Source organism: Candidatus Woesearchaeota archaeon (assembly GCA_027858315.1).
Taxonomy (GTDB): domain Archaea; phylum Nanobdellota; class Nanobdellia; order Woesearchaeales; family UBA583; genus UBA583.
On record JAQICV010000065.1, the window covers coordinates 1 to 24,571 of the forward strand.

At 28.2% G+C, this 24,571-nt stretch carries 22 protein-coding genes and 1 tRNA gene; 14 read left to right on the forward strand and 9 right to left on the reverse strand.

All coding sequences use genetic code 11. The features are described 5' to 3' along the window. Positions 1-20 precede the first annotated feature (20 nt). A complete protein-coding gene (locus PF569_06085) occupies positions 21-2,495 on the reverse strand; it encodes a hypothetical protein (protein ID MDA3855806.1) in 2,475 nt (824 codons plus the stop codon). Positions 2,496-2,601: 106 nt separating this feature from the next. On the opposite strand from PF569_06085, the gene PF569_06090 reads away from it, so the two are divergent. Both PF569_06090 and PF569_06095 read left to right on the forward strand, forming a co-directional pair. Beyond that, positions 2,602-3,519 (forward strand): hypothetical protein, encoded by a 918-nt coding sequence (locus PF569_06090; protein MDA3855807.1) that lies wholly within the window; start codon positions 2,602-2,604, stop codon positions 3,517-3,519. A gap of 96 nt (positions 3,520-3,615) precedes the next feature. After that, a complete protein-coding gene (locus PF569_06095; GenBank protein ID MDA3855808.1) occupies positions 3,616-4,071 on the forward strand; it encodes a DUF134 domain-containing protein in 456 nt (151 codons plus the stop codon). Positions 4,072-4,088: 17 nt separating this feature from the next. Here the strand turns inward: PF569_06095 and PF569_06100 are convergent, their stop codons facing one another. The 3 genes from PF569_06100 to gyrB form a co-directional block, all read right to left on the reverse strand. Further along, positions 4,089-4,784 carry an FAD-dependent oxidoreductase gene (locus PF569_06100; GenBank protein ID MDA3855809.1) on the reverse strand — a complete coding sequence of 232 codons (696 nt, stop codon included), beginning with the start codon at positions 4,782-4,784 and terminating at the stop codon, positions 4,089-4,091. A gap of 42 nt (positions 4,785-4,826) precedes the next feature. Beyond that, the gene (locus tag PF569_06105) at positions 4,827-5,663 is read right to left on the reverse strand and encodes a hypothetical protein (GenBank protein ID MDA3855810.1); all 837 of its coding nucleotides are present in this window, start codon (positions 5,661-5,663) and stop codon (positions 4,827-4,829) included. A gap of 75 nt (positions 5,664-5,738) precedes the next feature. Further along, positions 5,739-7,634 (reverse strand): DNA topoisomerase (ATP-hydrolyzing) subunit B, encoded by a 1,896-nt coding sequence (gene gyrB, locus PF569_06110; protein ID MDA3855811.1) that lies wholly within the window; start codon positions 7,632-7,634, stop codon positions 5,739-5,741. A 125-nt stretch (positions 7,635-7,759) separates the two neighbouring features. Here gyrB and PF569_06115 point away from each other — a divergent pair, with 125 nt between their 5' ends. Beyond that, a complete protein-coding gene (locus tag PF569_06115; protein ID MDA3855812.1) occupies positions 7,760-8,098 on the forward strand; it encodes a hypothetical protein in 339 nt (112 codons plus the stop codon). 104 nt (positions 8,099-8,202) lie between these two features. Here PF569_06115 and PF569_06120 read toward each other — a convergent pair whose 3' ends face one another. Continuing rightward, positions 8,203-8,712 carry a class I SAM-dependent methyltransferase gene (locus PF569_06120; GenBank protein MDA3855813.1) on the reverse strand — a complete coding sequence of 170 codons (510 nt, stop codon included), beginning with the start codon at positions 8,710-8,712 and terminating at the stop codon, positions 8,203-8,205. A 59-nt stretch (positions 8,713-8,771) separates the two neighbouring features. Here PF569_06120 and PF569_06125 point away from each other — a divergent pair, with 59 nt between their 5' ends. The 6 genes from PF569_06125 to PF569_06150 all read left to right on the forward strand — a co-directional run bounded on the left by PF569_06125 (position 8,772) and on the right by PF569_06150 (position 16,422). Further along, positions 8,772-10,553, forward strand: a complete 1,782-nt coding sequence (locus PF569_06125) for a hypothetical protein (protein MDA3855814.1) — start codon at positions 8,772-8,774, stop codon at positions 10,551-10,553. A gap of 64 nt (positions 10,554-10,617) precedes the next feature. Then, complete coding sequence (locus PF569_06130) at positions 10,618-11,175, forward strand: hypothetical protein (protein MDA3855815.1); 558 nt, start codon at positions 10,618-10,620, stop codon at positions 11,173-11,175. A 193-nt stretch (positions 11,176-11,368) separates the two neighbouring features. Continuing rightward, positions 11,369-12,136 (forward strand): TatD family hydrolase, encoded by a 768-nt coding sequence (locus PF569_06135; GenBank protein ID MDA3855816.1) that lies wholly within the window; start codon positions 11,369-11,371, stop codon positions 12,134-12,136. Between the two features lie 60 nt (positions 12,137-12,196). Further along, positions 12,197-12,877, forward strand: coding sequence for a hypothetical protein (locus PF569_06140; GenBank protein ID MDA3855817.1), 681 nt, complete (start codon positions 12,197-12,199; stop codon positions 12,875-12,877). Positions 12,878-12,958: 81 nt separating this feature from the next. After that, positions 12,959-14,899 carry a hypothetical protein gene (locus tag PF569_06145; protein ID MDA3855818.1) on the forward strand — a complete coding sequence of 647 codons (1,941 nt, stop codon included), beginning with the start codon at positions 12,959-12,961 and terminating at the stop codon, positions 14,897-14,899. Beyond that, positions 14,899-16,422: a hypothetical protein gene (locus PF569_06150; protein MDA3855819.1), complete on the forward strand. Its 1,524-nt coding sequence runs from the start codon at positions 14,899-14,901 to the stop codon at positions 16,420-16,422. Before PF569_06145 ends, PF569_06150 begins: the two co-directional genes overlap by 1 nt. On the opposite strand, the gene PF569_06155 is transcribed toward PF569_06150, so the two are convergent. Further along, a complete protein-coding gene (locus tag PF569_06155) occupies positions 16,419-16,847 on the reverse strand; it encodes a hypothetical protein (GenBank protein ID MDA3855820.1) in 429 nt (142 codons plus the stop codon). The genes PF569_06150 and PF569_06155 overlap by 4 nt on opposite strands. A gap of 153 nt (positions 16,848-17,000) precedes the next feature. On the opposite strand from PF569_06155, the gene PF569_06160 reads away from it, so the two are divergent. Together PF569_06160 and PF569_06165 are read left to right on the forward strand one after the other, a co-directional pair. Beyond that, a tRNA-Thr gene (locus PF569_06160) sits at positions 17,001-17,073 on the forward strand. Between the two features lie 60 nt (positions 17,074-17,133). Then, positions 17,134-17,388 carry a glutaredoxin gene (locus PF569_06165; GenBank protein MDA3855821.1) on the forward strand — a complete coding sequence of 85 codons (255 nt, stop codon included), beginning with the start codon at positions 17,134-17,136 and terminating at the stop codon, positions 17,386-17,388. A gap of 8 nt (positions 17,389-17,396) precedes the next feature. Here PF569_06165 and PF569_06170 read toward each other — a convergent pair whose 3' ends face one another. Both PF569_06170 and PF569_06175 read right to left on the reverse strand, forming a co-directional pair. After that, a complete protein-coding gene (locus PF569_06170) occupies positions 17,397-18,467 on the reverse strand; it encodes a 50S ribosome-binding GTPase (protein MDA3855822.1) in 1,071 nt (356 codons plus the stop codon). A gap of 41 nt (positions 18,468-18,508) precedes the next feature. Beyond that, positions 18,509-18,844 (reverse strand): hypothetical protein, encoded by a 336-nt coding sequence (locus tag PF569_06175; protein ID MDA3855823.1) that lies wholly within the window; start codon positions 18,842-18,844, stop codon positions 18,509-18,511. 127 nt (positions 18,845-18,971) lie between these two features. On the opposite strand from PF569_06175, the gene PF569_06180 reads away from it, so the two are divergent. Together PF569_06180 and PF569_06185 are read left to right on the forward strand one after the other, a co-directional pair. Continuing rightward, on the forward strand, positions 18,972-19,454 hold the full coding sequence (locus PF569_06180; protein MDA3855824.1) for a hypothetical protein: 483 nt from the start codon (positions 18,972-18,974) through the stop codon (positions 19,452-19,454). Beyond that, positions 19,451-20,317 carry a hypothetical protein gene (locus PF569_06185; GenBank protein ID MDA3855825.1) on the forward strand — a complete coding sequence of 289 codons (867 nt, stop codon included), beginning with the start codon at positions 19,451-19,453 and terminating at the stop codon, positions 20,315-20,317. Before PF569_06180 ends, PF569_06185 begins: the two co-directional genes overlap by 4 nt. A gap of 124 nt (positions 20,318-20,441) precedes the next feature. On the opposite strand, the gene PF569_06190 is transcribed toward PF569_06185, so the two are convergent. After that, positions 20,442-21,023: a hypothetical protein gene (locus tag PF569_06190; GenBank protein ID MDA3855826.1), complete on the reverse strand. Its 582-nt coding sequence runs from the start codon at positions 21,021-21,023 to the stop codon at positions 20,442-20,444. Between the two features lie 96 nt (positions 21,024-21,119). Here PF569_06190 and PF569_06195 point away from each other — a divergent pair, with 96 nt between their 5' ends. Beyond that, entirely contained in the window at positions 21,120-24,497 is a 3,378-nt protein-coding gene (locus PF569_06195) for a hypothetical protein (protein MDA3855827.1), read from the forward strand. Positions 24,498-24,571 lie beyond the last annotated feature (74 nt).

Consider the following 24,571-nt stretch of genomic DNA (forward strand, 5'->3'; position numbering starts at 1 on the left):
ATTTGTTATTTTTAATCTATTTATTCTTCGAATTCTAAATCATCAAACATTAAATCATCATCATTTTTATAGTTATTTTGATTTGCATCTTCTTGAGAGTTTAGATGTCTGTATCTTCTTATTACAAAAATTACTACCGAGAGTGCTATGAATATGATTACTATGTATGTTGTAAGACTTAATCCTTCTTCAGGTTCAATTGTTGAGATTTTCAAAGGAATTTTTTTGACATAATCTTCTTCTCCTTTAATTACTATATATGAGTTTGAAGTGTTTGCATATGTAAATAATATTTCTTCATTTGTTATTGAGAAGTATATTTCTCTTGTTTCATTTTTTGCTATAACTTTACTAGGTTCAGAAGGAATCACAATACCTTCTAGATCTCCTTCTATTGAAATTTCAATTACTTGTCTATCTGGATTTATATTTAGCACATTTATTGAAAAATCATTACTTCCAAAAATTATTTTTTCAGATTCTATAACTTCAAGAGTCTTATTAGTTTTTATTACTTCTAAATCAAATTCTGTTTTGAATTTATCTTTATCATTGTATATGCATTCAAATTCTAATAGGAATTCTCCTGGAGTTTGCAGAGGATTAGAAATTAATATTTCATTTAATGGAAATAAGAGTAATGCTTCTTCTTGTGTATTTGTAAAAGGGTTCTCGTATAAACATTTGAAATTGTAATTTGGTATTGTTGAGCTAATTTCTAATCTTATTACAGTTTCATCATCTGATAAAGCTATATTTTCTTGAGTTATTGTGAAGAGTTCTTTTCCAACGACATTTATTGGTGCATTAACTAATTCAATTTCGTTATTTTTTCCATCAATACCCGTAATTATAATTTCTCCACTTTTTGTTCCAAATAATTCTTCATCAACATTAACACTAAATTCCATTTTTTCTTCTCCTTTTAGATCTCCTAGACTTTGGGTGTATGACAAGTATTTGTTAATGTCTTCACTAAATATAACTCTTAAATTTCTTAATTCATAGATTGTAGGATTTTCTATTTCAAAACTTGTTGTATTTTTTATTTCGTTTGTAGATGAAATTTTAAGATATGGTTTTAGACTGTCTTTTATTGCAATATATGCAAGTGAGTTCTTTTCAATACTTCCCCATCCTGAATAGGGTTCATTGTAATAAATCCAATTTTTACCATCAGTTACATATTCAGAAGTAGACATTGAAGTTTGTAAACCAATTATTGCCCAAGCTGTAGAAATTATTTTATCATAATTAGAATCTTCTCCCCATGAACCATCATTATTTTGTGTGTATTTGATATAATTTTCTAATTCATCATTTTTTTTGTAATATAAGTATTTACTTGAATCAACTATTCTGTCTTCATAGTTTATGAAACTTTCTCCATCAAATTTTAGTATTAGTGTGTTTGCATAGTTTTCGATTAGTTGTGAGTCTTTTATGGTAGCTTTATATATTGCAAGAGCATTTATTGAGGCGTAATAATTACACTCACTCTCACCATTACAGGAGAATGGTTCTAATTTATAAGTGAATGAACTTATGTCATCATGGTCTTCGTTAATGTTAATATCATCATCAATATTATATAATTTGAAATTAATTGTGTCAATTGTTGTATTACATTCAAAGCTAATGTCAGTGGATGCTTCTTTGCTAATTATAAATCCTTCATCATCTAAATCTTCATCAAATTCATAAGTTCGTTCTTCATCTTCATCAATTATTAGGTCACAAGAAATTTCTTCATTTGATTCGAAAGTATGTTCAATTTCTATTTCAAATTTTTGAGGATTGTTTTCATTGTTTATTAAATTTTTTTCTAGATAATTTTTACCATCTTCAAGCATTCTTGTATTTAGATCATAGTTTGAAAATTTTAGATTGTTTAATATGTTTGTAGTTGTTTCAATTTCACAGTCATTTTCTGGCCAACATTTGTCTTCATTATCTCTATCATTTTTTAATTTTTCATATATATCATTATTTTCTTTACTGTTTTGATCTTGTATTTCATTTAAGACAATTAGATAATAACTTAAATCTTGTGAGTTTAAGTCTAAGGAATCTTTGCTTAGTATGTGATTAATTAATAGGGATTGTTTTTGACTTTTGAATTCTCGAGAGATTTGCCTTTTTTTATTATTAACATTATAATTTATTTCAAGTTCAAAGTTTGTGCAAGTTAGTTTTTCTAAATCATAATTTGAAAAGTAACATCCATCTTCTGCTTCGAATTTAAAAACTTCTAATTCTTTTGGAATGTTATTGCATGTAATTTCAAATGAGATATTCTTTGATTCTTCTGAAAAAAATTTAAATGATAGTTGTTCATTTGCCAAATAATGGATTTTATCATATATGTTTGTTTGTTCGTTAAAATATTTTGGAGAAAATATCTTTAATTGGTCGTCTACTGCAAAATTTACATTGATTAAGCTAAAAAGTAGCAATAAAAATAAAAGAATTTTCATATTAATCATAGGTTTCATAATATTCTTTAATATTATTTGTTTATGATTGTTTATTATTACTTTAATAAGGTGAATTTAAATTTGACAAGTAAGTTTTTTAAATGAAGTTTGATTGAGATAATCTATGGGTAAAAAAAAAATAAAATCTAATAAGGTTTTAGATAGTACATTTTTAGCATTTTATAAGAGAAATTATAAGAGATTAATTATAGTTCCTGCATTGATTTTTATTGTATCCTTATTTTTTATTTTTCAAGCAGTGATTAATGATGGGACTCCTGTTTATAGGGATGTTTCATTGAAAGGTGGATTAAGTTCTATAGTTGAAGTTGATAGCTTATTTTCAGATGCTGAACTTTTAGATTCGCTTGAGAGAAATTTTAATGATAATTCTTTTGGAGTGTCTGAACTTGTTGATGAGGGTTCAAGAGTTGGATTTATTATTGATACTGATTTGGAAGAGGATTTATTGATTTCATTTTTAGAAGAGTATTTTGGCGAAAATTTAGAATTGGGAGAGAATTATAATTCTAATTTTATTAGTTCTACTCTTTCAGGAACTTTTTTCAAACAAGCAGTTTATATTTTATTTGTAGCTTTTGTTTTAATGTCTATTGTGATTTTTTTATATTTCAAAGAGTTTGTTCCATCTGCTGCAGTTGTTCTTAGTGGAGTTTTTGATGTTGTAGTTACTATTGGAGTTTTGGATGCTTTTGGAATTAAAATTTCAATTGCAGGAATTGGAGCACTTTTAATGCTTATTGGTTATTCAATTGATACTGATGTTTTACTTACGAATAGAGTTGTAGTTGAGAGGGGTGAGAATTATTTTGAGAAGTTAAAATTTGCTTTTAAAACTGGAGTTTTGATGACTGCAACTACTCTTATTGCAGGAATAGGTGCATTAATCTTTACTAATTCTCCAATCATTTTTGAGATTGCATTGATTTTAGTTATTGGTTTATTGGTAGATTTTATCTCAACTTGGTTTCAAAATGCTGGAATCATTTTATGGTGGATTGAGAAGAATAAAAATAATTAATTTAATTTAATTTTCATTTTTAGTACAGATTTTTATTGAGTGAATATTGTTTCACAGTTTGCAAAGTTTTTTTAATTATGAATTACTATTCATAATGTGGTAAGACCAAAAAGATTTAGAGTTGTTAGCGGATTGCCTAAGTTTAATTATTATAAACCAAGTGGAGTTATGCTTAACGAATTAGAGGAAATAATAATTACTGTAGAAGGTTTTGAAGCTTTAAAGTTAAAAGACTATCATAATAAATCGGAGATAGAAGCTTCAGAATTAATGGTAGTTTCACAACCAACTTTTAATAGGCTTTATGTAGATACTAAACAAAAATTAATTAAGGCCTTAGTTGAAGGACTTGCTATTAGAATTGAAGGAGGAAATTATAAAATGCCAAATAGGGATAGAACCGGACCGCAAGGAAAAGGACCTAAAACTGGAAGAGGTTTAGGTCGTTGCAATAAAACAAATGAAGATAATTCTTCGCAAGAAGAAAATGCTAAATCAAATAATGATTTTGTTAGAGGCCAAGGTAGAGGTCAAGGAAGAAATAGAGATTAAAATTATTTTTTTATTTTTTAGAATTTTTCAAAATGGATTAATTCTTTAGGAATACCTTTTTCTTGTAATTTTTGTTCAGTAGTTTCAATCATTGCTGGAAGCCCACACATATAAACTTCTGAGTTTAGTACATCAATCATGTCTAAATTGTCTTGAACATATCCTTTTCTTCCTTCCCAGTTTTCAGTTGGTCTTGATATTATAGGAACATATTTGAAATTTGGATTTTCTTTTTCAATTTTTTCAAATTCTTCTTTGTATAAGATTTTGTCTTCTTGTCTTGTTCCATAGATTAGTATTATTTCTTTTTCTAAATGTTTGTCAATTATTTCTGCAGTCATGCTTCTAAATGGCGCAATTCCTGTGCCTGTTGCAATGAATACAATTTTTTCTTTTTGACATTTTTCGAGTGTAAATAATCCGAAAGGTCCTCTGATTATGACTTCATCTCCTTCAACTTTTTTAAAAAGATGAGGGGTTACTTTTCCTGTATCTATTTTCTTTATACATAATTCAACTTGTTTGTTGTTTGATGAGGATGAAGCAATTGAATAAGGCCTCATAAAATCTTCATCTTTATCGTGGAATGATAAATTTAAGAATTGACCTGCTTTAAAATTGAATTCCTGGTCAAATGTTATTACGAAATGTCTAGCATTATCACCAATGTCTTTAATTTGTGTTAGTTTTCCTTTGTATTCTGTTAGGGGCATAGAAAAAAAAAGATTTATTTTTTTATAAAATTTAGGTATATTTTACTCGAGTTCATTTTCAATTCCTTTTTCTTTTTCTAGTACTTTAAAGTATGTTATTCCATATAAAATGAAGATAAATCCTACGGCTGTACTTATAAAAGTAGAAGGGAGGATTAATAATTGTTGAATATAATAGTTTTTAATAAAAGCTAAAGCAAAGTAAAGAGGGATAAGAAATAATCCTAAAATAAATTGGATTCCTTCAATAATTAAGAGTATTACAAATGAATATCCTACTGTTCTCCACCAATTTTCTTTAATAAGATCTTTACTGTATTTTAATGCTTGAGTGTAATCTTTATCTCTAATTATTACTGCATATAAATATAGTCCCCAATATACTGCAAAAATAATTCCAGGGATTATGAATAATAAACTTAAACCAAATACGAATATTCCAAATATGATTTGAGTTAGAAGTAAAATCCAAATTTTATCTATAGCTTTTAAGAAAGAATCATTTAAGCTTATTTTATTATTTAGGTGATCATTGTTTATATAAAATATTAATGTTGATGTTAACAGCAAATTTACAATTAGACTAACTATAATGATTGTAATGATAAAGAAAATATAACTAACTAATTCACTAATATGTATTCGAAAATATTCTAAAATCTCTGCGGCTTCCATTGAAGCAAAATCAAGATTAGTAAATATTATGTTGTTAATATAGTGAGTTAAAGAATTGATACCTAAACTTAAAATTGTTGATATTAATGCAATTATTAATATTTCTTTGATATATTTTTTTGTTAATTCAACTGTCTTGTTTAATACGAATGAAAAATCGTATTCAGGATTTTGAAGTGTATTTAGTATAGGATTGTTTTCCATAATGAGGATTTATGAAATTATTATTTAAACTTTTGTTTTTATTAGAATAAAAATACTTTATAAAATTTTTAGATTTTAAATATCTAAATCTTTTGCGAATTCAGCATTTTCGATGATGAAGTCTCTTCTTGGTTCTACTTTGTCTCCCATTAACATTGAGAATACCATTTCAGCATCGATTGCATCTTCAATTGAGATTTTCTTAATGAATCTTTTTTCAGGATCTAGAGTCGTGTCCCATAGTTGGTCAGGGTTCATTTCTCCTAAACCTTTATATCTTTGAATTTCAAATTTTTCATCTTTATTTTCTTCTTTGTATTGATCTAACTCAAATTCGTTGTAGAGATATTTTTCTGATCTTCCTTTTTTAACTTTATATAATGGGGGCATTGCCAAATATACATGTCCTCTTAATATTAATTCTTTTAGATGTCTAAAGAATAGAGTTAATAATAAAGTTGCGATATGAGCACCATCAACATCTGCATCCGTCATTATTACAATCTTGTGATATCTTAATTTTTCAGCATCGAAGTTTTCTCCAAATCCAGTTCCCATAGCACTAATTAGTGTTTTGATTTCTTCATTTTCTAAAACTTTTACTAGTCTTGCTTTTTCAACATTGATGATTTTTCCTTTTAGAGGAAGGATTGCTTGTGTTTCTCTTAGTCTTCCTTGTTTAGCGCTTCCACCTGCAGAGTCTCCCTCTACGATGAATATTTCACATTCTTCAGGTTTTTTTGATGAACAGTCTGCAAGTTTTCCAGGTAATGAAGAGAATTCTAAAACATTTTTCCTTCTTACCAAATCTCTTGCTTTTCTTGCAGCTTCTCTTGCTTTTTGTGATTGAGATGCTTTTTCAATTATAGTTTGAGCAGCTTTAGGATTTTCATCTAGGTATGTATAGAATTGTTCAAAGAAAATTGTTGATACAATGTTTTGAACTTCAGGATTACCTAATTTATCTTTTGTCTGACCTTCAAATTGAGGTTCTGGAACTTTTACTGAAACGATTGCAGTGATTCCTTCTCTTATATCGTCTCCACTAAGATTTAATTTTTTATCAGCAGCTTTACCATGTAGAGCTAGATAATCTTTAATTGCTTTAGTGATTCCTAGTTTAAATCCTGACATATGAGTTCCTCCACCAGGAGTTGAGATGTTATTTACAAATCCATCAAGAGTTTCATTGTATGAGTCTGTATATGTTAATGCTACATCTACTTGTACATCTTCTTTTTCTCCAGTAATTGCAATTACATCTTTGATTACTTTTTTATTGCTTCCAATAATGTATTCTACAAATTCACTAAGTCCACCCTCGTAGTGGAATACTTCTTCTTTATTGTTTCTTTCATCTGTGAATACAATTGTTACATTAGAGTTTAAGAATGCAAATTCTCTATACCTCTTTTTCATAGTTTTGTAATCAAATTCAATAGTTTCAAAAATAGATGCATCTGGCCAGAATGTAACTTCGGTTCCACTTTGCTTAGTTTCCCCTATTTGTCTTAAACCTTCTTTGGATTTTTGATTTTCAAAATCGATTTGGTATTCAAATCCATCTTTGTAAATTTTTGCAGTCAAATTTGTTGATAGAGCATTTACAACTGAAGATCCTACTCCATGAAGACCACCTGAGACTTTATATGAGTCTTTATCAAATTTTCCTCCAGCATGAAGAACAGTGAACACAATTTCTACTGCAGATTTCCCTTCTTTGTGTTTATCTACTGGAATTCCTCTTCCATTATCTTTTACAGTTACAGAATTATCTGTATGAATTGTAATGTTAATTTTATCACAATGCCCTGCTAGGGCCTCATCTATTGAATTATCAACTAATTCTTTAACAAGATGATGAAGACCATCAACTCCTGTTCCACCAATATACATACCCGGTCTTTTTCTTACGGCTTCAAGGCCTTTTAGAACTTTAATGTTGCCAGCTCCATAATTACTATTACTCATACTTTTTACTAAATATTTCGCTTTTTAAAGTTTTGTTTTTTCTATGAGTCCTAAAAGTATTTTTTATTTTTATCACTTTGAAAAAGTAAGAAATCTCTAAATAGCTTTTTATAAATAAATTTACTATGTTAGCTAAAAAATTACAAAAAAAAGAGTTTGACTTGCTAGATAGTGCAGTTATTAATCTAATAGTTGAGAAAACTAAGTTGAATAAGGAGAAGTATAGTTTGATACTTTCAAAAACAGTTATTGTTTATATTTTAATTATTGCTCTTGCAATGTATTCTGCAGTTGTTGAGTTTATTTCAAGAGAAATTTTAGCAGTAGCTTTAATTGTTGGAACTTTATTATTGTTTGTTGTTTATTTATATGTTATTGAACATTTTAACAAAATGGATAGAGATATAGATGAAGTTGTCTCACTTTTACAAACTAAAGCAATTGTTCATACTAAAAAAGAATAAAATATAATTTGTTATTTTTTTTTTGTAATGTAAATATCCATTCACACCTTTTCTTTAACGCTCATTTGCAAGTCGCTAAAAGTATGTACAAAAGAATAAAAGTGTTATTTTTTTTGTAATATAAATATATAATCTTTTTCTTCTTTTATTTCTTCTATAATTCTGAAGTTGGATTTTATTTCTTTAATTAAAATGTCTATCCCTTTTGTAAGGTGTAAAAAACTTAATATTAAAATTCCTTCTTTTTTTAGAATTCTTTTTGTTTCTTGTATTGCTTTTTTTTTATCGGGTATGTCTTGAAATACTGTAAATGAGGAAATGTATTTGAACGATTCATTTTTGAATGGGATATTTAGAATTGATCCTTGAATTTTATTTTTATTTTTGTTTATTTTTAGAAGTTCGAAACTTAAATCAAAAGAGATAATTTTTATTTCTTTGTTTAGAAATTGATTTAATATTCCATCACCTGAACCTAAATCAAGGATAGTTCCTTTTTCAGGTAAGAATTGTTTTATTTTGTTTATTTTTAGAATTTGTTCTTCGTGATATAAATTTTTGTATCCTTTAGCTATTGCATTGTAATAGTTGAGTGTTTTAGATTCTTTTTTCACTTTTTATTATTATATATTATCTCCAAAACTTTATAAAATATTTCTTGTTTAAATTATCTATGAAAGATAGTTTTTTTACAAATATTACTGACATTTTAAAGAGTGTTAGATTTTGGATATTGGTTTTTTTTGTTCTTATTAGTGTTTTAACGATTAATTTTAATTTTAAAGATCAAGGAGTTGTAATCAATGGAGTTACCGTTGGTAGTTTAGCAGATAATTCTGGGTTTGAATTTAATTCAAAAGCAAATCCTAGAGATTTTGAAAGAGTACTTAGTGTTAATTCTAATCAAATTATAATTGTTGATGATTATTTTAATGCACTTAATGGTGTTTTAGAAGGAGATTTGGTTGATATTGTGACTGATCAGGGTGAGTATAATTTTCTTTTGTCAGATTTAGGAAATAGAAGTGTTGCAAATTATATTGGTTTGAGTGTTAAAGAAGGTGCCATGTCTAATTTAAGATTAGGTATTGAACTTGAAGGAGGATCAAGATTAATTCTAAAACCTGTAGATGAAATTTCTGAAGAGCAGTTTGATTTACTTGTTTCTAATTTGAAGAATAGATTAGATATATTTGGTGCATCCGGAACTAAGGTCAATAAGCTTGTTGATTCTTTTAGTGGAGAAAAATTTGTTATTGTTGAGAGTATTTCAACTAATAAAAATGATATTTTTGATTTGATTTCTAAACAAGGTGAATTTGATGCTAAAGTTGGAAATGTTACAGTTTTTACTGGAGAAAATGTTTTAATGGTGAAAGATGATCCTTCCCATTTAAGATATGAGCTTGTTTCTGATGATGAGGATGGTTATGTTTACAAAGTTAGTTTTTCTTTAGAGATTGATGAAGAAGGAACAAATAATTTTTTTGATAAGACAAGTCAACTTGATGTTGTTTCAGGTAGTTATCTTAGTGAAGAAGTTGCATTTTTTTTAGATGGACAAGAGATTACTTCGCTTAGTATTTCTTCTGCATTTAAAACTCAAAAGATTTCAACACCTCAAATTTCAGTTGTTGGAGATCCTGGTTCTACACAAGAAAAAGCAATAGATAATGCTAATAAAGAAAAAGATTTACTTAAGACTCTTCTTTTGACTAAATCTCTTCCAACAGAATTAAATGTCGAACAAAGTTATTCTGTTTCAAGTTCTACTGGTAGCAGTTTTTTGAAAAATTCAATTATTGTTGGAGTTCTTGCAGTTCTTTTAGTTTCTTCTGTTGTTGCTTTAAGGTATAGGCATATCGGAATTTTTATTGGAATTATGATTGCTCTTGTTGGAGAAGTTATTATTGTATTTGGTGCGTCTGCACTTTTAGGTCTGAGTATTGATTTAGTTGCAATTGGAGGACTTATTGCTGCAATTGGAACTGGAGTTGATGATCAAATTATTATTACTGATGAGTATTTTAGAGATAGAGATAAGAAATTAACAAGTAAAACTAGAGTTAAGAATGCATTTTATATTATTATGATTGCATATTTTACAACTATTGCAGCAATGGCTCCGTTTTTACTTGCAGCTGGTTCAAAGATTGTAATTTATATGGTTATTACTATACTTAACATTTTGATTAGTGTATTATTTTTGGTTAGATTAAATAGTAAATTTAAATATAAGTTACTTATGATTGTTGCATTTTGGACTTTTACTTTTACCATCACTCCACTTTTCTTTAGTCCTGTTTTATTATTACTTAAAGGGTTTGCATTTGTGATCATTATTGGTGTGACTATTGGTGTGTTTGTTACAAGGCCTGCTTATGCTACAATGCTTAGAATTATTATGACTTCTAGAGAAGAAAGGAAAGAAGAAGCACAAGAAGACGAAGATTAAAGTAGTTTAGTTTTAATTCACATCTTATGGAAAAATTTATATACTTCTTTTTTTGTTCCTATTTATGGGAAGAAATAATCCTTCAGCATATTCGACAAAGAGTCGGCAAGAAATATTAAGCTCTATTATTGATTTAGAGATGTTTGGGAGAGTTCCAAAAAGATTTTATGGATTACCTAATTCTAAATTTAAAGTAGTTCCATCTTTATCTCGAAAAGAGAAAGAAATTAATAAGGCGTACAAATTAAGAGATGCATCAATTTTAAAATATGAAGTTGAGAGTTTTATACAATTAGAAAGAGAAATTAGTGAGAATCCATTTAATAAAATTCAAGATAGTTATTTGTTACCTGTATTTACTTCTAAAAGATTTACTAGAAAATTAGGAGAATTTGGTTTTGATGAAAAATTTGCTTTTGAAGATATTGAGAGATTAAGAAAAGTTAAGAAATTAGAAGATTTAGCTAGTGCGTATGGTGAAGATAGGCATTTATTTACTCAATTTGCTGAGAGTGGAGTAAATTCTGATTCTAAGGATGCATTAGATTTGAAACCAGAATTTTTAGATTATTTGGGAGTTCATCCAAATTCTTTTGAAAAACTCTATAAAAGGTCTGCTTGAGTTTAATATTTACAAATCATAGTTACTCACTATGTTCGTTTGGTACTATTTAATATCTTATTAAATAGTTCAGTCATTAGCAATACTTATTCACAAGTATGTGTACCACATACAAATAAAAATTTGATATTATTAATCAATTTAATCTTCGATTAAATAGTTTTATAAACTTTTTATAACTTTTATTTCTTAGATGGTCTATATAGACACACATGCTCATTTGGATTGGAATAGTTTTGATTCTGATCGAGAGCAGTTAGTTAAAGATATGAAGAGTAATAATGTAATTGCTTTAACTAATACTATTAATTATAAGAATTATATGTATACTAAAGGGCTTTTTGAGTCTAATTCTGATGTAGTTAAAGTGTGTCCTGGACTTTATCCTGAAGATGCTCAAAATATTTCAGATGAGGATTTTGAAGAGTATTTAGGAATTATCAAACAAGAAAAGGACAAGTTTGTTTTAATTGGTGAAGTTGGGCTTGATAAAAAATATGGAGATACTGAGGAATTGTTTGCAAAGCAAGTCTCAAGATTCAGAAGAATTATCGAGCTTGCAATTGAACTGGATAAACCTTTGTCAATTCATACAAGAAAGGCTGAAATTGAAGTATTAAATATACTTAGAGAGTATGTCGAAAAATATAAGTTCACTAAATTTATTTTACACTGCTTTAGTGGGAAGAAAAGATTAATAAGTGAAATTAAAGAGTTAAAGATATATTGTTCAATTCCATTAATTGTTTTAAATACTCAAAGTTTTAGAATGTTAGTTGAGGAAATGCCTATATCAAAGTTATTAGCGGAAACAGATAGTCCTTTTTTGAATCCATCAAAGGAGCGAAATTCGTCGCTTAATATACCTCGAGTTTACGAGGAGATAGCAAATATTAAAGGTCTTGATAAGATTGAGATTGAAAATATTATTTATCGAAATTATGTGAAATTAATTATGTGAGAATGGTGCAGTCATTTACTTTGTTTGTTCGGTACCATTTTAAACAATAACAAATTAAAAATGGTAAAAATTACAACGATTCCTTCCCAGAAGGAAGAATTAAAAGTTAATGAGAAAATTGAGGCTGTTCTTTTGGACAGAAATAAAGTTATTGCTAAAAGATTTGGCGTTGAACCTGAAGTAGTTGATGTAGAGCTTTATTATAATACTTCACAATTGGTTTCAAAAGTTGGTTCTCATGATCAAAGGCTTGGAGTTTTTAGTGGTTATATTGATTATCAAAATTATATTTGTTTAGCACATCCTACTGCAGTTGGACCAATTTTTGGAGAAAATATTGACAAACAAATTAGCATTATGACTGATTATTGTTTAATCAAATTATATTTGTGTAAAAATTATTATCCTAATCCTGTTGATTATAATTTATTTTATAAACATTTTAGTAATGCTCTTTCAAAGATTACTTCTGGAAATTTTCAAAAAGCTGGAATTAATTTTATGATTAAAAATTATTCTGAACATAAAATGTATAAAAAGGATGAAGAGATTTTACTTTCTTTGTATGTTATGTTGGAGAAATCAGGAGTAGATTTTATTTATGAAAATTTGAAAGTTTTTATGGAAGATTGTAATATTAAAAAATCATTGATGAAAGTTTATAAAAAAGAATTTAAGGAATTAGTTGGACTTTACAAGAAAGAACTTGATGATGTTGAAAAGAAAATGAAGAAAGTTTAAAGTTTTTATTTTTTCGGATTTATTTTTGCACTCATTGAAAATGTTTATAAACTTAAATTGTTAGTAACTTTTTAGTTACGAATGAAGTCTTCAGAGAATTTGGATGAAGTATTGAAAAGATACCCTGAGTATCAAAGTTTTATTGATTCTATTGAACATGGAGTAGATTGGATTTATTCTATAGTAAATGATTTTTCTAAAGAGGAAAATATTAATATTGTGTCTCATTTGGCTGATGCAGATGGATTTGGTTCTCAAATTGTTTTTCAAAAAGGACTTGAGAGAGTTTTAGGATTTCTAGGTAATACTACTAAAACTGTTCAATCTGAGAGAATTATGAGTTTTTCTAAGGATGAAAATAGTTTGTCTAGTTTGAAAGGTTTGCAAGATAATTGGTTTGGAGAGGGAGGTAAGTGGATTATTTCGGATTTAGCATCTTTTGAACCTAGTGATGCTAATAAATATTTAGAAGATGCACTAGTTGTTGATCATCATAAACCTAAGGAAGGTTTAGATAGTAAGTTTAAGATTGTTAATCCGCATTTACAAGGAATTGATGGTGGAAAAGAACTTTCTGCATCTATGATTTCAACTTTTATTGTTAATAGATTGTATGAGAGAATTGAAGATGATACTCAATTGGATATTGAAAATGGTGTTTACAAAGGTAATGAAGTTAAAACTAATTTAGTTTCTTTGAGAAAAGATTTGGATTATATTTCTATGTTTGGAATTGCTGGTTCAAAAGCAGATATGCAAGAAGATACTGGTTTGAATCGAGCTGCTTATGAGTATTTTGAAAATAGAGGAGTTTTGAAAAAAATTGATTCTCCATTTTTCGGATATTATACTAAAACTTCAGGGAAAGTTTTTGCTCAATCAGGCCCAACATTTAATTTTAAGTATCAAATTCCTGATATTAATCAATTAAATGGTGGTTTTGTTAATTCTTTTAAAGAAATTTCAGATAAACGAGCAGATTTGATTGTTGATATATATAATGATTTTAGATATGCTTTTACTAAAGAGGCAAAAGGTTTTTGTGTTAATGCTCATTATTTGGAGAGTTTACCTGATAAAGAAATTTCTAGATTAAATGATAAAGTTTCAAGTTTAGTTGGTAGGCCTGTTGTAAATATTACTTATGAAGATGAAGAGAGAATATTGGAAGTTGTAGATGGATTTGCTAAATCAGGTTTTGAAATTTTTGATGATGTTAAAGTTATGGAGAAAAGGGTCCAGGCAGCAGAAGGTTTAATTAGGGATTTAGGGCATGATCCTAAAAATCCTTTAGCATATGAGAGTAGTCTTAATTCTAGTTTAATTAGTAGATTTAGGGATTCAACAATTGCGTTTGGAGATAGAGAAGATTTGGAAAGAAATATTGACAAATTATCTCAAGGACAATATGTCCCAATTAATGGAAAAGAGCTAGCAAATACTTCGATTCCTGAGATTGCAAATCTTATGACTTCTATGTCTAAACTTAGAGTTGGAGATATTTTTTTAGATGCAGTTGATGAAGTTTTTAGGGGACAACCCGGAGATAATGTTTCAGCTGTTCATAGTAAATGGGCAGAGTATAAATTATATGTTCATAAAGGAATGAGCGCTCTTGAGGGTGAGATTTTATCTAGAAAAAAATTAGTTGAACTTTCAAAGGGAGTATATTTTATGAATGTTGATTTCTTAAAACCAGTTGGGGAAGATTTTGAAATTGATTTAAGACAGATGAATGGAGTTTTTGCAGGAATTGCTTGTGAAACAAATTTATTACCTTCAGGAAAAGCAATATTTTTGACAGGAACTACGTATTCTGAAGATGGAAAAGGCTTTGGAAAAATTTCCGGAAGAGCTACAGGTAGCGTAAGGTATGATAATATTAGAATTGATAAGTTTATGAGTTATTATGGAGGTGGAGGACATAAAGCTGCAGCTGCAGTAAACACACTTCCAATTAAAAAGCTTGACGATTTTATTGAATCTATTGGAAAATTTGATTTTTATAAAGGTGAATTTTGATGTCTAAAAAGAATAAAGAAAAAAGATCTCGTGTTTCTGAGTCTAAAGATTTAGAGAGGAAAGTTTTTGAAGCTTTTTCGAAAACTAATTCTAGTATTGATCCAATTTTTGTAGATAAGAGAGTTTATTTGAGTGTGAATAAACCTTCATCTAATCAAGTAATTGTATCTAATGAGTTGCTTTTGAATCCCTTTTTTTCTTCTTTTAAAAACGGTATGATTGTACCGTTTGATTATGCAGAGATTCCAAGAGAGGATTTTGTAGGATCTCAAGGAAGAGGTGATGAGTATCAAAAATATATTGCAAGACCTGATTTTTTGTATATAGAGTCTTTAGAAGGGAAAGCTCATATTTTTCCAATAGATGTTAAGACTGGCAGAGGTGAAAATAGGGGGATTAGTAAAGTTAATCAAATAAGTATGTTGAATTTAGCAATGTTACATTTTCATTCAAAATATATGAGAAAGATTGTAGATTATTTAAGAAAAGACAATGAAAAAGTTGTTTTTGAGAATGGTTTCTTTTTGTTTGGCGAAACTCCTGATTCTTGCAGAACTTCATTAGAAGATTATATTGGAAAAAATTTACCTAATTCTGTAAAGAAAAGGGATAGAGACCAAAATAGATTAAGAGTAGAAATTGTTAATGAGAGACCAGTTATGAAAATTGGAGAAGGAAACTATTTTGATTCTAATATGGAGTTTAATTTCAAATTAATTTCTGAACCTGAGCTTATTAATCATTTTAGTTTTGTTAAAAATAGATTTGGAGAAAAGGTTACCTATCCTAATGTTATTTTGTCTATTGATGGATTTAATGGTGGAAGACGACCAGTTTATAGGCTAGATTATGATCCTTCTTCCCATATTAGAACTTTTAATCCGATGATTGAGATGATTGAGAGAGATATTTCAGATTTAGTTGAATTGAATGATGAAGATATATTTGAATTTTCTTCAGTTTTAGAAGGATATTCTAATAAAAGAAATCTTAAAAAACTTGAACTTGAAGTAGAATCGAAAATAATTGGAAGAGATTATTTGATTGAAAATAGGTGTGCAGCATTATCTTCTGAAGATATTAGAGATAGATATGCTAAGGCTAGACATGATAGATTTGTTAAAAAATTACAAAGTGTTGATTTGGAGATTGAGAGTAAAGAAGAAAAACTTAGGACTTTGAAAAATAGTATAGTAATTAGAGAGAATAGAGAATATTTTTCAAGATTAAAAGTTGGTTCGAGAGAATGGAAGACTGAGGCTTTGAAAATAAAGGATGGATTAGTTACAAAACTTAAATTTGAACTTACTGAATTAGTTAAAAAGGAAATTGTTTGGGAAAAAGAAGATTCTAGTAATAGAGAGACTATTTTGAATTTTTATTTGAAATCTCTTAATGGAAATCCAAATTTCACTTTAGCTGTTAATCCAAGATATTCTCTACCAATAGAACTCTACATGCAATTTAGAACTAAGGATGTTGGGAAAGTTTTGTTATATAATTCTTTTAGTTTGAAGGATTAAAAAGCAAAAGATTGCTTTTTAATTCTAGAATATGTTTTGTAATCAAGATTTTGTTTTCTTTTTTCATAAAATTTTCCTCGAATCCAACCACCTTCAATTTCTGGCATCTTTTCTTTAATTTCAGGTAAGATCTTCTGACTTTCCTGTATTTTTTTAATTAATTCTGATTTTGACATTATTGAAGAATCTTTATACATACTTATCTCATTTTTATCAAATAGTCTTAAAGTATATGATTCATGTTTGTTTTCCATATGTGTTAATTGAAGAGTATATTCTTCATCTTGATGTGGAAAGGTGACATAGATTTCTAGTTTTTCAGGAACATCTAATGGAACATCTAACATAATCTCTAATTTTTCTTTAGGGATATTTAAAGTTTGTTGTATCAAAGGAAGAGCATCTTCTAAAGGTAACTTTTTCATTATTAATATTTCATATTTGAAGTATATAAACTTTTGTTATAGGTTCCAATATTATTACTTTTAAAATCAATTTTTTTTAACAATTTTTCAAATTCTTAAACTTTCACTGAAAGTAAAATTTATAAATGATTCTTAAGTTCTATTAGTATTGATGCACTTGTGGCTTAGTGGCTATAGCGGCGGTCTTGTAAACCGCAGGTCGAGGGTTCAACTCCCTCCAAGTGCTTACTTCTTAAAGATGAATTATTTTTAGATACTTTTTTAAATTCTCAATGTATGATTGTCTATGGCAAAAATTGTAATTTATACTAAAATTGGATCTTCTTTTTGCGAGATGTCTAAATCTATGTTTAATAATTTAAGTGAAGTTTTTGAGGAGATTATTGTTAATGGTAAGCAAGAAGTCATAGCTGAACTTTTTAGTCGAACCAAGTCAATGACATTTCCTCAAATCTTTATTTCTGGAGAATTTATTGGTGGTTATGAGGAATTAAGAATACTTTATGATTCTGGGGAACTTTTTGCAAAATTGAAGAAGTAAAATATAATTTATTTAATTGTTTTTATTTCGTTCACATTAAATTTTTGATCTTTAATTCTTTGTTTGATTAAATAATCTCTTAATTTTTTTGGATCTTCAAATACTTCGTATTTTTTTAGAGCAATTTTCGAATCTTCTTTTAATTCATTAGCTTCACCATCAAAAATGTCTGTTTTTGATAAGTATAGTACGATTGGTTTTTCTGAAGCTTTAGTTTCTTTTAATAATTTTAATTGTTGACTTATTGAAAATCCACAAGTTTCAGTAAAGTCTAGCACAAATACTATGGAGTCAGAGTATTGTGTTAGAATTATTTGAGCTCTTTTTTCAATGTTATTTGATTTGTTTTCTCTTCCTAGAAGACCTGGAGTGTCAATTAATTGAATTATTTTATTATCATTAACTTTGATGTAACTAAACATTAAACCTTTTGTTGTGAATGGATAATTTTGAATTTCAACTTTTGAACCTGTTAATTTGTTCATTAAAGTTGATTTTCCTACATTTGGGAATCCTCCAATTGAAGTTGTGTATAAGTCTTCAAAAGTTGGCATTTTATTCATAAATCTTCTGGATTCTTCTAATATTTTAAAGAATTCTTTGTTTTTTGAAAATAATGAATTAACTCTTCCAAGGTATTTTTTCATTAAGAAGCCAGTTGTTTCTTGAGTTCTTGCTTTTTTAATTTTTTCTTCAGTTTTTTGAGTAAGTTCATCTACTGTTGAAGCAATCCAATTTAATCTTTTAAGTGCATCTTCAATTGTTGCTACGCTGTGCTCATTAGTGTCGATTAGTTTTTTGTAGATGTCTTCTACTCTTCTAAATTTAGGATATTTCAGAATTATTTTTTTTAAGGCAATATTTACTTTGTCATTTAAATGCCTGATTTTTTGAAGTTCTAAGGCTTTTCTTTTATTTAGTCTTATTTCTTCTCCAGATTTTTCTTTTTGTTTAGGATTTTTATTCTTTTCATATCTTTCTTCAATATTATTTCTTTCTTTTTGAGCATATTGTTGCATATCATTCATTGCTTGATCGATATAGAAAGTAGGTTTTTCGATTCTTGGTATATTAAACATAGTAAAAAGAATAGATTTTTATTAATAAAGCTATTTATAAATTAATGATTTGGAGAGAGTCTTGTTATAATGATTTCTGAAATGATTTTTTTATCATTACTTACTTGAGTTATATTGGTGAATCTTCGTATTGGGTTTTTCTTTTTATCAATTTTTTTTGTTGTTATTGTATAATTTGTTGTTGGCATTTTCGCAATTTTTATTTCATTTTCTAGAGTTTGATTTAAAATTAATAGATTTACTGTAGGTAATTTTTTAGTGTATAATATTTGTGATACATTATTTTCTAATTCAAATATTTGTAATTCAATTTCGAAAAATATCGTACTTATACTGTTTTGCGATATTTCTTTAATGTTTAAATTTGTTATGTTCATAATATTTTTTTGAGATTTATTATTTATAAATTTTAGTTGATTTGAGTTACTTTTGCTTAAAGTTTAGTGTCTTTGCTTAAATATAACACAAAGTTTTTTAAATGGTTAATGCAGAAATCTTACTAACATGGCAAATTTTAGTGAAACACCGCTAATGGAAATGACTTTGAGAAGGTATGAAGCCCCTCATAATTTGAATGAAAGAGATACATTAAAGAAGATTTGTCTATCTTTGGGTTTGTTACAACCTGGAGATTCAAGAGATGTTATCGTTGACATCCTTCTTGTTTTGGAGAGAGCGAAAGCTCTTAGAAAAGAACTTCTTGCAACTGAAATTAAAGATGAGTTACTCTCAATTAGACAAGAGAATGGACTTTCTTTAAATGGTACTGCTGATTCGAATATTAGAAGACAACTTAAGAGATTAAGAGATGTTTTTTTAGTTGAGAAGGTAAAGAATAGTTATAGAATTTTAGAGTTTATGGACTTACATCAAATTTTTGATGAAAAAATTAAAAAAATTATTTTAGATGCAGTTCTTATGAGAAATGATGAGTATTTTAAGTATTATAATAAGTATGAAAAAAATGGAGGAAAAAAAGAAAAATGAATAGGATTTTAGTTATTGGTTTAGTTAGTTTGATGATTTTGTTTGCAGGATGTTCTGCGGATACTGGAGATGCTCAAACTAGTGGTTTTTTGGGTTCAGGTTCATCATCTAAAGGTGGAGTTGGAGTAGGACTTAGTTTTGCTGAAGGTAATCCTAAATCTGAGATGATTAAGGAACAACCAGGAACTTTTGCGTTTGTTTTCACGAATTATCAAGAGCATGAGATTTCAGATTTAGTAGTTAGAAGTAAAGGTTTTGATTGGAATTATGTTAATGGGTTAGATGAAGAATTTTCAATTGATACTATTCCAAAAGCTACTACTCAAACAGGACCTGGAATTTATGCAGGATATATTGTTTCAGGTGTTAGTGTTTCAGGTTTTACTGGAGATTATAATTTTAATCCTAAGTTTGATTATTGTTATAGCGCTAAAACTTTATACAGGGAACAAATTTGTGTTCCTTCAGTAAATAATCAATGTGATACTGATGTTACAAAGTCTTTAGTACAAAATGGTCCGCTTAGTGTTAAGTATGACAGGATTAATTCAATTGAAGATGAAATTAGAATTGATTTTACTGTGAATGATAATGGTGGTGGTAAAGTTGTTAATGAGTGTTTTAATGATGAGGATTATGCGAATTCATATGAACTTGTAGCGACTCTTGGTTCTGATCAAGGTTCTTGTGAAGCAGTTTCAGGACAAAATATGATTAATGGTAAGTCTAAATTTTATTGTACTTTTTCAAGGTCAGGAGATGACTCTTATGCTTCTCAAATTGTTGTAGAATTAGATTACAAATATCAACAAACAAAAGAGCAAAAAATTACAGTTAAAGATTTGAATCAAGGATATAATTAATTCTTCTAGAATTAATAGACACTTTTTACAAAGAGTATAATTAATTTTCTATGAAAATTAATGGACTTTTTCTTATTAGTCGAATAATCCTTTTTTAGAAATTATATTTTTTTATTTTAAATAATTATTGTGAGAGATTATATTTTTTTCTATCTTCTTCTGGAGAAACTAACATAGTTTTATTTGTATCAAATAAGCCCATAAATCTATAATTCTCAACATCTACTCCTTCAAAGAAAATATTTTCTTCTCCGATTTTTTTTACTAATGATTGATATTGTTCATGGTTAAGAACTTCATCGATTGAATTGTATAATTTCATACTTTTTGGCATATGTGCTATATCTTCTTTTTTTGTAGTTAATGAATACATTATAGTTCTAATACTTCCATCTTCTTTTTTATTGTTAAAAGTTAGCATATACATTATACCATCTTCATCAGAATTGTTACAAGTGTAAAATTTAGAAATTAATTCAAACAAATCTTTCTCAGTTCTAAAATTTGCTTGAGTTCCAACTCCTTGACTGTGTTGATAGGGGTTAATTCCTAATTTTTCTTTATCTTGTTCAGTAACACATTCGTTTTGCTCCAGTCTTTTTGGAGTGTATGATTTGTCTACTAAAAGAGCAGATTGTGCAGGTGTTGTTAGAGATAAACCAGCTAATAAAAGAACTGAAGTTAGTGTTAATTTTGGCTTTTTCATAGTTTATAAAGTATAAGATTATTTATAAATTTAACTTATGTTATTACTTAGGTCTAGTAACAATTTAATTTAAACAATTATTTTAGTAAAATCTATATGTTAAATGCGATAAAGAGAGTTTTTAGTTTATTTCTAATTTTAATTTTATTTTTTAGTTTATTTGGATCCGTTTTTGGAGAGGATTTAATTAATACTGGTAGGTACGATAATACTTATTTGGAGATGATTCCAGGGGAAACTGAAGGTATATTTACGATGCCAACAGATTATTATAGTAGGTTTTATGATGAAACTACAGGCACTCAATTTACTAAAGCATCTGAAGGTGAAACTACAACTTTATCTAATGTTCGTGAATCTTTATCTATCATAGAAAATAGTGGTATGTTGATTAATTCTCAAAGTTTTGAATTTGAGACTGTTGATGGAGATAAATATAAATATTCTCCAGTTAAAATTGGTGATAATGAAGATATAGTTTTTAATGTTGAAAAGGTAAATTCGTGGTATATTCCAAATGAAAATTTAGGAACTTATAATGAGAATATTCCTATTTCTGCTGATGAACAGTCACTTTCTTGGAATATTTATAAGGCAACTACTGGTTTTTTTGTTTCAAATGCAGAGGCTAGTGAGTTTGATACAACTAAACATTATGTTCCTCCAATTAGTCCAGAGATTAAAATTTCAGATGGTGAGGATGAATGGACAAATACTGGAGAATTTGCAGATATGGAAAATAATGATGAAAAAACTGAAACTGTTGCAGGAATAGATAAAATTGTCGTAGATAGTCCTGGAAGAGATTTTGATGTTGATTACAAATATAATGAGGAAAATGGAGAGTGGGAGTATAGTAGTGGAATTGCCTGGTGGTGGACCTCTGTGTCTGAAATGCCCGATTCTGCAACGGAGACTAATAAAGCAATTGCAACAAATTTAGATAATGCAGACAGAGAAGAAGGATTGAAAGTTTTTGAAGAGTTAGGTGAAAAAGATTTAGAAGCAATGTATTATCATTTAAATTCTGATGAAGAAGGACAGTCTGTTGTTAAAAAATCATTTGAAAATGGAGAAGAGGAATTAATAGTAACTAAAGGGACTCAAGAGTTATTGGGAGGAGTTGCTAGTATTGATGAAAAAACTGGAGAAGTATCAATTAGTGGAGATAATGAAAAAGTACTTGTTTCTACAGATAAATCATTGATTCTAACTAACTCTCAGGCTGCAAGAGTTTTAGATGAATTTGAAAAGAATGATATTGTGAAAGTTGAACCTAAATCTAGAGCTTCAAATCTAGAAGATGAAAATTTAGTTCAAGAAACTAATTCACAACAATCAGCAGCAGAACTTAAAGCAGAAGAAAAAACATCTTTAACAAAACAATTAGAGACTTGTGCTAAAACTCAAAAAAATTGTCCTAATGGGTATTCTTATGATCCTAAATCTGAATCAAGATTAAGTCAAATAGTTGAATATAAGGACAAGTCAGGAATAGTTATAGGTACTTATTTAGTTCCGGTGAAATTAGATGGTTCTGCACTACCTGATTATGATCCTAAAGTTTTAGAAGCTAAAATTAAAACTTATAGTAATATCTTATTAAATAAACCAAGTTTTGAAATAGATGATAAGTTGCCTGAAGAAGATAAATTAGTATTTAATGCTTTGAAAGGAAAAGATATTAGTGATCAAATAGGAAATTTACCAACTGAGTCTTTATTGATTTTTGGAAATATAGAAAATTTGCCTCAAAGTTCTATAGAATCTATTGCAACTAAATTGATAGAGAATAATTTAATATTTGATGATTTAAGTACAATTTACAAAGGCGTGACAAATAAAGTTTTGGCTGATGCAATGATGGGACAAGCTTTGAAATATACGCAAGATGCCCTTAATGTAGGAATAATGGAAACTGATTATTCCAAGATTGAAGCTTTATGTAAAGGAGATTCTGAAAAATGTGGTCAATCTTTATTTGATGTTGCTTTAGCTGAAAGCACAAAGACTCAGCCTTTAACATCAGAACAAGAGACAGCGAAACAATTGGCACAAGATTTAGCTTTTAGTTTAATTAATGATGGAACTGTTAAATGGACTGTGGGAGATATTTCAAATTTTGGTTATCAATCAGGAGAAGCTTTAGCTGATGCTGAAAATTATAGAGAAGCACTTACAAAAATTCAAAAGACTGATTGTGATGGTTTTTTTGGTTCTATGTGGTGTTCAGTCTCAGATGGACAAAATACTAAAGAGAATTATTTGAATGGATTAAAAACTAGTATTGATAAAATTAAATCGGATTTTGTAGTTATGCCTAGTGATGGTATTGTTATAGGCTCAGAATCTAAAACATTAGGTTATTTTGGTAAAGATGTCGAAGGCGTAACATTTGATTGTAATTCAGTGACTGTAAAAACTTGTATTGATAACAATAAAGTAAATATTGAGAATTATTGTACAAAAAATAAGATTAAAGGAGATTGTAATGAGTTTTTTACTTCTGAGCTAGAGAAGCTTGCAGTTATTAAAGATGGGACTGGACTTCAATCTGAGGGTAAAGCTTTGGATAAAGATGGTTATAATGATGCTTTATATAATAATTTTTTGGGAACTTTAGATGCTGAAAGTTGTAAAGGATTAGTAGATTGCCAAGAAAAAGCAGATGCAGCAGTTGAGGCTGCTTGTCCTGATGGGGCATTTATGGATCCAACTTGCATAAAAGCAATAGCTGGTCAAAAAGCAATTGAGCAATATGAACAACATACATATAGTGTTGGTATGGTTTCTCTTATGGGCGCTTTAACACAGTCTGATCCTAAAGCACTTGATGCAGCTAAAACCTTGTTTGGTGCAGAGGCTGATTATTCTGGTTTAGGTAAATTAGGTCAAGAAATTCCTGCTGGAATTTGTGAAGCAAAAATTGAAGGATATTTAGATAAGACAATTGAGAGTGCTGGTACTGCAACAAAGTATGGTTGTTTGGATAATCCTGATTTTGAAGAGAATGATCCTTCAAATCCTTGTCTTAATGTTATTGTAGATTTGAGAGCAAAAAGGACAGAAGTTACTCCTGATAATTTTACTGCGGTTTCTTTTTCATATTATATTCATGCTCCTGAGGATGAAGCAATTAAATTTGTAGTTGCTATGTCTTATGTTGCTAATGGAAAGAAAGAAAAAGAATTATTGTTAAATGTTACTAATGTTGATGAAAATGGAGTTGGGGCTGATTTTCATAATTTTGATATTGAATTGACAAATAAAGATGCAACAGATTTTAGAATAGCTATTGCTGCATTTTACTCTGATGATAGTGTTTATGAGAATGTTGGAGCTACAATAATTTTAGCAACTCCTGGCGCGTATTATTCTGAGGAAGGAAATACTCATGGTAATGAAGAAGAACAGTCATCAAATCCCTCTCAGGACTTGTCTCCACAAGAGATGCTTGATTTAGCAAATATCTAAAATGGTACAGTCAAAAATTCAACAATCAAAGATTTTTTGTACCCAAGGAATTAAAAATAATTTCTTCGGAACAA